Origin of the sequence: Nocardiopsis sediminis, assembly GCF_042650565.1 — a bacterium.
Taxonomy (GTDB): domain Bacteria; phylum Actinomycetota; class Actinomycetes; order Streptosporangiales; family Streptosporangiaceae; genus Nocardiopsis_B; species Nocardiopsis_B sediminis.
In genome coordinates this window covers 130,795-139,858 of the sequence record NZ_JBHSBH010000006.1, presented here as the reverse complement: position 1 = coordinate 139,858, position 9,064 = coordinate 130,795, and the positions used below count along the sequence as shown (strand labels likewise).

Sequence of the window (9,064 nt, the reverse complement as noted above, 5' to 3'; positions counted from 1 at the left end):
AGCGGTCAGACAGGGACGGAAAACCCGAACCCCACTTTCCGCAAACCAGCCCCTGGGGAGGGACCCCCGAGAGGCGTACCGCACCCGTCCATCCGGTCAGGCGGTCACCCGGCCGGCCCGGTGAACCCGCACCGCGGCCGTCACCGACCATCCGTGCATGAGACTTTCCCCGACGATAGGGCGTTCACCCTCATCCAACTACCAATCGGGCCGCCGGTGTTCCAACTACGCCGCAAGCGAACGGCCCGTGTCCCTCTTGATGAGGGCACACGGGCCGTGCGGTGTATTCAGACGGTGATGTGCTCTGAGCGAACACGCTCACCCGCGTCCGGAAACCGGGGTCCGGCCTGAGGCGTGCGGGCGGGCGGCACGTGCTGCTCAGCCCTGGGCGGCCTTGAACTCGGCGACGATCGCGGCCGGGATACGACCCCGCTCGTTGACCTGCTTGCCCGCGGCCTTGGCCCATGCGCGGATCTCGGCGCTGCGCTCGCGGCTGGGCGCGTTGCGCTGCGCACGGGCACTGCCGCGCCCGCCCTTGGCGGGCGCCTTGCGCGCGGCCTCGACGAACGGGGCGAGCGCATCACGCAGCTTGGAGGCATTGCCGGCGCTGAGGTCGATTTCGTAAGCGGAGCCGTCGACCCCGAACGAAACCGTCTCCTCGGCCTCGCCGCCATCGAGATCGTCGACGAGAAGCACCTGAACCTTTTGTGCCATAGAACATCCTCTTTCAGCAGAGCGGTGCGGCGGCACCTGATATATAAAGCTATCCGGAGAGAACGCGAAAGACAATTCTCCCTCACGGGGAATTTGGGATGGGAGGCGTCCCCAAGGCGCGCGGGCTCCGCGCACCTCGCGAAATCCCGGCACCACAGGCGATACGGCCCGGCCCCCTGCCCGGGGATCCGGAGTCGTTAACCCCCGCGACGGGCCGCATTCGCGCGCTTAGCCCTCTGCGGGACGGGGTCCGTCCCCGGGGAGTTCCGCGGAAGATCCCTCCGCGCCCTTTGCCCCGTCTTCCGGTGTAACGGCTTGAGCCCCGACCGGGCGCGCCGCCCCGGCATCCGCCGCTTCGCGACCTGCGGCGCCATCGACCTCGCTGACCAGGCGCCCATCCGATGTTCTCGGCGCCATCTCGTTGCGAAGCAGCTTGATGACGAACGTGCAGAAGACCGTCGCGACAACAGCAGGGGGGATCAGCGCCGACAAAACGTCACTCATCGCTGGCACACCCCTTCGTTGTTGTTACTTTATGCAGCAATTACCCCACAGAGGGGCGCTGCCGACCGCTGTCCGCGATCAGTCGGCGGACCATGCCGTGATCCGCCGCGGACTCGGGAGAGATCGGCATGGTCTCCGACATCATAGACACCTTCCATACCCGTTCCGACCCGGGTGTGCGACTCGCGGCTTTCGGGGAACCGCAATCGCACTGTCCAGTTGAGATGAGAGCCGGAGCCGCGGCGGGCAACGCGAAGCCGGTTAGCCCAGCGGGACCGCAACCGAATCGGAGTGGAAAAGACGACGCTTCGTGGCCGGTCCGGGGCGGTTTCCCGGCCCGTGGACGGATCTCGGCCCACCCCTCTCGGCGGCCGGCCCGAAGAAGCATCCCGGCGAGTTACCAACCGCAATCCGTAGATTACCTGCCCCTATCCGCTCCTGCGCACCGGGCACCATATGCGTCCGTGCTAGGCGCGAGTTGTGGGATCGTGGCATCCTGCACTCGGCCGGGACACGGGGGCGAAGCCATGGGTATCCGCGCCCGGGTAAGTGACCAAAGTCCCGACCACCCCGTCACCGTGGGCATTCGGAGGCCGCCGCCGTGGAGTTCCATGCAGATCTGCATATTCACTCCAAGTACTCACGGGCTTGCAGCAGGGATTGCGACCTCGAGCACCTCGCCTGGTGGGCCGCGCGCAAGGGCATTGACCTGGTGGGCACCGGTGATTTCACTCACCCCGCCTGGCGCGAGGAGCTGCGGGCCAATCTGGTCCCGGCCGAGCCCGGCCTGTTCCGGCTGAAGCCGGAAATCGAAGCCCGTGTGCTGCGGACCCTGCCTCCGGCGTGTCGGAAACCGACGCGGTTCATGCTCTCCGTGGAGATATCCACCATCTATAAACGGGGCGAACGCACCCGAAAGGTGCACCATTTGCTGTACGCCCCGTCGATGGATGCGGCGGAGGCGATCACCGCGGATTTGGCGAAGATCGGCAATCTCGCCTCCGACGGCCGCCCGATCCTCGGCCTGGATTCGCGGGACCTGCTGGAGATCACCCTCTCCAGCGACCCCGGCTCCTATCTCGTGCCCGCGCACGTGTGGACCCCGTGGTTCGCGGTGCTCGGCTCGAAGTCGGGGTTCGACGCGGTGGCCGACTGCTACGCCGACCTCGCCGATCACATTTTCGCCGTCGAGACCGGGCTCTCCAGCGACCCCGAAATGAACTGGACGGTGTCGATGCTCGACGCCTATACCCAGGTCAGCAACTCCGACGCCCACTCGCCGCCCATGCTCGCGCGAGAGGCCACACGGTTCGACACCGACCTCGACTACTACGCGGTGCGCCGCGCGCTGGAGACCCGCGAGGGGTTCGGCGGCACCGTCGAGTTCTTCCCCGAGGAGGGCAAGTACCACCTCGACGGGCACCGCAAGTGCGGGATCCGCTTCGACCCCGCCGAGACCCGCGCGCACGGCGGGCTGTGCCCGGTCTGCGCCAAGCCCCTCACCGTCGGGGTCTCGCACCGGGTGCACGAGCTGGCCGACCGCGACCTCGGGTACCGCCCTGCGGGGGCCGCCGGGTTCACGAGCCTGGTGCCGCTGCCCGAGATCGTCGGCGAGATCCTGGGCTTCGGCCCCAAGAGCAAGCGCGTGCAGGGCGAGGTCGCGCGGCTGGTGTCGGCGCTCGGCCCGGAACTGGGCATCCTGCACTCCATCCCGGTCGACGACGTCCGCGCCGCGGGCGGCGAACTGCTGGGCGAGGCGATCGCGCGCCTGCGCAAGGGCGAGGTCATCCGCGACGGCGGCTACGACGGCGAGTACGGCACGATCCGGATGTTCACCCCGAATGAGCTGGCCGCGGAGTCCGCCACGCCCACGCTCTTCGACGATCCCCTTCCGGCGCGGCCCGCGGCGGGCAAGGGCGGCGACCCCGCTCCGGCGGCGGCTCTCGCTCCGCCGACGCCCGCGGACGCCCCCGTGGCCGCCCCTGTGCGCTCCGCCGATCCCCCGGAGGCCCGCGCGGCCCGGGGCACGGCGCCGCCCGCTTTTCTGGAGCCCGCGGACGCCCCTCAGGCCGCGCCCGCGGACCCCGCAGAGGCCGGCGCGGCCCGCGACGACGACACGCCCGCTCTGTTCCCCGACACGGCCGACGACGGCCCGCGCACGATCCCCGGCCTGCTCGACGGCCTCGACCCCGAGCAGCGGGCCGCGGCCGAGGTGCCCGGCGGCCCGCTGCTCATCGTCGCCGGGCCCGGCACCGGCAAGACCCGGACCGTCACCCGCCGCATCGCGCACCTGGTCTCCGAGCGCGGCGTCCCGGCCGCCCACCAGCTCGCCATCACCTTCACCCGGCGCGCCGCCGAGGAGCTCGACGAGCGGCTGACCGACCTGCTGGGCGAGCGAGCCCGCGAGCTGACCGTCACGACCTTCCACGGCCTGGGCCTGCTCATCCTGCGCGAGCAGTACGAGCGGGCCGGGCTGTCGGCGGACTTCGGCATCGCCGACGCCGCCCGGCAGCTGGAGATCGCCGCCGATGTCGCCGGGGGCGAGCGCGAGGGGCGCCGGCTCCTGGCCCGGCTCGACGGCGCCGCCGGCGCGGAGCCCTCGCCCGAGGAGGACGCCTACCGGCGACGGCTGCGCGAACTCGACCTGGTGGACTTCACCGACCTGGTGGCGCTGCCCGTGCGGCTGCTCGGCGACGATCCCGCTCTGGTGGCGGCCTACCGGGACCGCTGGCGGTGGATCAGCGTCGACGAGTACCAGGACATCGACGGCACCCAGTACGCGCTGCTGCGGCTGCTGGCGGGCGACGCCGGCAACATCACCGCCATCGGCGACCCCGACCAGGCCATCTACGGCTTCCGCGGCGCCGACGTCGGCTTCTTCCTGCGGTTCACCGAGGACCACCCCGGCGCGGTCACCGTGCGGCTCACCCGCAACTACCGTTCCAACGCCACCATCGTCACCGCCGCGACCCAGGCCATCGCCCCGGCGTCGCTGGTGCCCGGCCGGGAGCTGCGGGCGGTCGGCGACTTCGCCGACCCGCCGCGGATCGGGGTGCACGTGGCGGCCGACGAGCGCGCCGAGGCGTCGTTCGTGGCGCGCGCGATCGACCGGCTGCTCGGCGGCACGTCCTACCACTCGCTGGACAGCGGGCGGGTGACCGGCGACGGCGACGGCGGCCTGTCCTTCGGCGACATCTGCGTGCTCTACCGCACCGACGCGCAGAGCGAGGCGGTCATCAGCGCGTTCAACACCGCGGGCGTCCCCTTCCAGAAGCGCTCGCACGACCGGCTGCTGGCGCGGCCGGCCGTGCGGATGGTCGCCGGCGAGCTGGCCCACCACCCGGGTGCGGAGCTGACCGGCCGCGTGCGCGCGGCGGTCGCCCTGCTGTGCGAACGGCACGCCGGCGACACCGCGCTGGTGACCGACCTGCGCACGGCCGGCGAGCTGATGCTGCCCGCGGCCGGCCGGTGCGGCGATGACCTGGAGGCGTTCCTGTCGGCCCTGGCGCTGGGCGCCGAGGTCGATGCGCTCGATCCGCGCGCCGACCGGGTCGCGCTGCTCACCCTGCACGCGGCCAAGGGGCTGGAGTACCCGGTGGTGTTCCTCATCGGCTGCGACGACGGCCTGCTGCCGTTCCGGCTGCCGGGGGCGGCGCCCGCCAGCGGGGACCCGGCCGACGACGCCGAGGAGCGGCGGCTGTTCTTCGTCGGGGTGACCCGCGCGCAGCGGCGCCTGTACCTGTCGCGGGCGCGCCGCCGCACCCGGCGGGGCGGCGGGGCGGCCGACACCGTGCCGTCGGCGTTCCTGTCGGCGATCGACGACGTCCTGACCATGGCGGTCGACGAGGAGACCGCCACGCGCCGGCGGCCGAAGGACCGCCAGTTGCGGCTGATCTGAGCTAGGCGACCCCTGCCCCGCCGGGTGCGGGGCGGGGGGTGCCGGGCGCGTTGAGGTAGACCAGCATCCGGGTGTTGCCGAGGGTGTTGGGCTTGACGCGTTCGAGGCCGAGGAACTCGGCGACGCCTTCGTCGTAGGAGCGCAGCAGCTCCTCGTAGACGCGGTGGGAGACGGGGGTGCCCTGGATGGGCTCGAACCCGTGCCTGCCGAAGAAGTCGGTCTCGAAGGTCAGGCAGAAGACCCGCCGCACGCCCAGTTCGCGGGCGCGGTCGAGGAGTGCCGCGACGATGCGGTGGCCGACCCCGTGGCCCTGGGCGCTGCGGTCGACCGCGACGGTGCGGACCTCGGCGAGGTCCTCCCACAGGACGTGGAGCGCGCCGCAGCCGACGATGGTGCGCTGCTCGCCATCGCCGGCTTCGGCTACGCAGAACTCCTGGACGTCCTCGTAGAGGTTGACGGTGCTCTTGGCGAGCACGCGCCGCTCTTGGCTGAACGTGTCCATGAGTCGGCGGATATGAACGACGTCTCGGGTCCGCGCGCGGCGGACGGTGACCTGCTGGGGATGCATGACCGCATCAGATTACTCGTCCGCCGTCATGCGCGGGACTCCGGGGACCGGCCCCCGGGGGGTCCGTCAGATGAGCTGCTTGCGTGCGGCCCACACGACCGCCTCGATGGGGGTGTTCACGCCGAGCTGGTCGCAGATGGCACGCAGCCGGCGGCGCAGGGTGCGCGCGCTCAGCTCCAGACGCCGCGCGGCGACGTCCGTGGTCACGCCGGTGGCGATTTCCGCCAGCAGCTGGAGTTCATCGTCGGTCAAGTTGACCGGAAGGGTCTGTCCAGCATCGTGGGCAGGTGCCGCGGGCGGCGGCACCATGCTCTCCCGCAGCAGCGGGACGCTGGGGTCCTTCACGGCACGACGTACGAGTGTGGCCTGTTCCACTCCGTCCTCCCTCATCCGTGGTGAGTGCGGAACAACAACTCGTCGCCGCAGAGACCTCGGTCGAGCAGAGGGACGAACCTCTTGACATGGACGCCTGGGTTTTCTCCGGGACCGGCCGCCGACCACCGGCGCGTGAGCCTCCCTGGCACAGAGGCGGGTGCGCGGTGCCTGCGGGAGTCCACGGACCCTCACGCTGAGATCTGGGACGGACAGATCCTGCGGGGGCGTGCACGGCAAAGAATGGAAGAAGCCGCCGAAGCAGTGTTCAGCCATTCTCACTCACCGTCATGTAGATCCACTACGGCAAACACGCGGATTTCTCCGCTCGTTTCGAAACGCTAAGCGGATGAGAACAGGTCGTCAAGGTCGTTATGAACACAGAGTGTGATCAGATGATCATTATCGGTCATGACCTGCGAATGCAGGAATCTTCAATTCCGGCATTGACCTGCGAAAATAATCTACGCTACGGGCACGGCGGAGGCGCTCGGGACGCCCGAACAGTATTCAGAAAGTGACCATGTAGACAGTGCCGCTGGCCAGGGCCTTCATGGGGGTGTCAAACATCACGATCCGGCAACGTGCGCAAGTGCGGTCGTGCAATGCCGCCCCCGCCATTGATTCCGGCGGGGGCGGCGACACCCGCTATTCCGGCTTGACCAGCGGAAACAGCACGGTCTCGCGGATGTTGCGGCCGGTGAATCCCATGAGCAGCCGGTCGATTCCGACCCCCACACCGCCCGTGGGCGGCATGCCGTATTCGAGAGCCCGCAGGAAATCCTCGTCGAGCTGCATCGCCTCGGGGTCGCCGCCGGCGGCCAGCAGCGACTGCTCGGTGAGCCGGCGCCGCTGCTCGACCGGGTCGACCAGTTCGGAGTACCCGGTACCCAGCTCCATGCCGAAACCGATGAGGTCCCACTTCTCGGTGAGCAGCGGGTCGTCGCGGTGCTGCCGGGTCAGCGGGCTGGTCTCGACCGGGAAGTCCCGCACGAAGGTGGGCTGTTCGAGCGTGTGCTCGACCAGCTCCTCGAACAGGTGCTCCACCAGCTTGCCCTGGCCCCAGTCGGGGTCCCACTCGATGTCGCGGGAGTCGGCGAGCTTGCGGACGTCCTCGAGCGGCGTGCGCGGGGTGACCTCGGTCTCCAGCGCCTCCGACACCACCCCATAGAGGGTGACCTGCGGCCACTCGCCGCCCAGGTCGAACTCGCGGCCGTCGCGCTCGACCACCGTGGAGCCGAACACCGCGCGGGCCGCCGACTGGATCAGCTCGCGGGTGGTGTCGGCCACGACGTTGTAGTCGGCGTAGGCCTGGTAGAACTCCAGCATCGTGAACTCGGGGTTGTGCGTGGAGTCGGCGCCCTCGTTGCGGAAGTTCCGGTTGATCTCGAAGACCCGCTCGATCCCGCCCACCACCAGCCGCTTCAGGTACAGCTCGGGCGCGATGCGCAGGTAGAGGCCGAGGTCGTAGGCGTTGATGTGGGTGGTGAACGGGCGCGCCGTGGCGCCGCCGTGCACCTGCTGGAGCATCGGGGTCTCGACCTCGATGAACCCGCGGTCCATCAGGCCGTCGCGCAGGGAGCGGACCGCCGCGGCGCGGCGCCGCACCATCTCGCGGGACTCGGGGTTGACGATGAGGTCCACATAGCGCCGGCGCACGCGCGCCTCGGGGTCGGTGAGCCCCTTGTGCTTGTCGGGCAGCGGGCGCAGGCACTTGGCGGTCAGCGCCCAGGAGTCGACCATGACCGACAGCTCGCCGCGCCTTGAGGTGATCACCTCGCCCTCGACGCCCACGTGGTCGCCCAGGTCGACGTCGGACTTCCACGCAGCCAGCGAGTCGGCGCCCAGGCGGTCGAGCGAGAGCATGACCTGGAGGTCGCCGGAGGGGTCGCGCAGGGTGGCGAAGCACAGCTTGCCGCCGGTGCGGTAGAGCATGACGCGGCCGGCGATCCCCACCCGCTCGCCCGTGGCGGAGTCGGGGGCGAGGTCGGCGTATTTCTCCCGGACGTCGCCGATACCGGTCGTGCGGGGGAACCCGACGGGGAAGGGGTCGGCGCCTGCGGCGCGCAGCCGGTCCAGCTTCTCGCGCCGGATGCGCATCTGCTCGGGCAGGTCATCGTAGGAATCGTCTGGCACGTCACTCACGGCACAGATCCTATCCGCGCCGTCACCGCGGCCGGACCGCGGGGACGGGGCCGCCCCGGCCCCGCTCAGCCCACGTTGCGCTCGTACACCAGGCGCAGGCCGATCAGGGTGAGCCACGGCTCGTGGATGTCGACGGTCTCGCACTCGTCGACCACCATGGGGGCCAGCCCGCCGGTGGCCACCACCGTGACGGAGTCGACATCGGCGGTGAGGTCCTGGGCCATCCGGTCCACGATGCCGTCGACCTGGCCCGCGAAGCCGAAGACGATCCCCGAGCGCAGCGCCTCGGTGGTGTTCTTGGCGATGACCGCGCGCGGCTTGACGATCTCGACCATGTGCAGCTGGGCGCCGCGGCGCGACAGCGCCTCGACCGAGATGTCGATGCCCGGCGCGATGGCGCCGCCCACGTACTCCCCCTTGACGCTCACCGCGTCGAAGGTGGTGGCGGTGCCGAAGTCGACCACCACGCACGGCCCGCCGTAGAGCTGCACGGCCGCCAGCGCGTTGATGATCCGGTCGCTGCCGACCTCCTTGGGGTTGTCCATGCGCACCGGGACGCCGGTCTTGACGCCCGGCTCGACGATGACCGCCGGCACGTCGCCGAAGTGCCGGCGGAACATCTCGCGCATCTCGTGCTGGACGGTCGGCACCGAGCAGCACATCGCGATCCCGTCGATGTCGCCCGGCCGGGTCAGGGCGCTGCCGCCGATGAGCCCCTGGAGCACCACCGCCCATTCGTCGGCGGTGCGCCGCGCCTCGGTCGATACGCGCCAGTGCTCCGTCAGGTCCTCGCCGTCGAAGAGGCCGAGGACCGTCTGGGAGTTGCCGACGTCGATCGCGAGCAGCATGTGGGCCTCATCATC

General features: G+C 70.5%; 7 protein-coding genes. 1 reads left to right on the top strand and 6 read right to left on the bottom strand.

What is annotated here, in order from left to right; genetic code table 11:
• Window positions 1-378 precede the first annotated feature (378 nt).
• Both ACFOVU_RS09155 and ACFOVU_RS09150 read right to left on the bottom strand, forming a co-directional pair.
• Window positions 379-714 (bottom strand): histone-like nucleoid-structuring protein Lsr2, encoded by a 336-nt coding sequence (locus tag ACFOVU_RS09155; protein ID WP_378531810.1) that lies wholly within the window; start codon window positions 712-714, stop codon window positions 379-381.
• Window positions 715-942: 228 nt separating this feature from the next.
• A complete protein-coding gene (locus ACFOVU_RS09150; protein ID WP_378531808.1) occupies window positions 943-1,218 on the bottom strand; it encodes a hypothetical protein in 276 nt (91 codons plus the stop codon).
• Between the two features lie 601 nt (window positions 1,219-1,819).
• On the opposite strand from ACFOVU_RS09150, the gene ACFOVU_RS09145 reads away from it, so the two are divergent.
• Window positions 1,820-5,116, top strand: coding sequence for a UvrD-helicase domain-containing protein (locus tag ACFOVU_RS09145; protein ID WP_378531806.1), 3,297 nt, complete (start codon window positions 1,820-1,822; stop codon window positions 5,114-5,116).
• A 1-nt stretch (window position 5,117) separates the two neighbouring features.
• Here ACFOVU_RS09145 and ACFOVU_RS09140 read toward each other — a convergent pair whose 3' ends face one another.
• The 4 genes from ACFOVU_RS09140 to ACFOVU_RS09125 form a co-directional block, all read right to left on the bottom strand.
• Window positions 5,118-5,684, bottom strand: coding sequence for an amino-acid N-acetyltransferase (locus ACFOVU_RS09140; protein WP_378531805.1), 567 nt, complete (start codon window positions 5,682-5,684; stop codon window positions 5,118-5,120).
• A 66-nt stretch (window positions 5,685-5,750) separates the two neighbouring features.
• Window positions 5,751-6,059: a LuxR C-terminal-related transcriptional regulator gene (locus ACFOVU_RS09135; protein ID WP_378531803.1), complete on the bottom strand. Its 309-nt coding sequence runs from the start codon at window positions 6,057-6,059 to the stop codon at window positions 5,751-5,753.
• Window positions 6,060-6,704: 645 nt separating this feature from the next.
• Window positions 6,705-8,201 carry a bifunctional lysylphosphatidylglycerol synthetase/lysine--tRNA ligase LysX gene (gene lysX / locus ACFOVU_RS09130; protein ID WP_378531801.1) on the bottom strand — a complete coding sequence of 499 codons (1,497 nt, stop codon included), beginning with the start codon at window positions 8,199-8,201 and terminating at the stop codon, window positions 6,705-6,707.
• Window positions 8,202-8,266: 65 nt separating this feature from the next.
• On the bottom strand, window positions 8,267-9,049 hold the full coding sequence (locus tag ACFOVU_RS09125) for a type III pantothenate kinase (RefSeq protein WP_378531799.1): 783 nt from the start codon (window positions 9,047-9,049) through the stop codon (window positions 8,267-8,269).
• Window positions 9,050-9,064 lie beyond the last annotated feature (15 nt).

What these genes read in the sequence shown, in the direction of transcription:
- ACFOVU_RS09125 (WP_378531799.1), bottom strand. Translation starts at nt 9,049, where the DNA reads ATGCTGCTCGCGATCGACGTCGGCAACTCCCAGACGGTCCTCGGCCTC.
- ACFOVU_RS09155 (WP_378531810.1), bottom strand. Translation starts at nt 714, where the DNA reads ATGGCACAAAAGGTTCAGGTGCTTCTCGTCGACGATCTCGATGGCGGC.
- ACFOVU_RS09140 (WP_378531805.1), bottom strand. Translation starts at nt 5,684, where the DNA reads ATGCATCCCCAGCAGGTCACCGTCCGCCGCGCGCGGACCCGAGACGTC.
- ACFOVU_RS09150 (WP_378531808.1), bottom strand. Translation starts at nt 1,218, where the DNA reads ATGAGTGACGTTTTGTCGGCGCTGATCCCCCCTGCTGTTGTCGCGACG.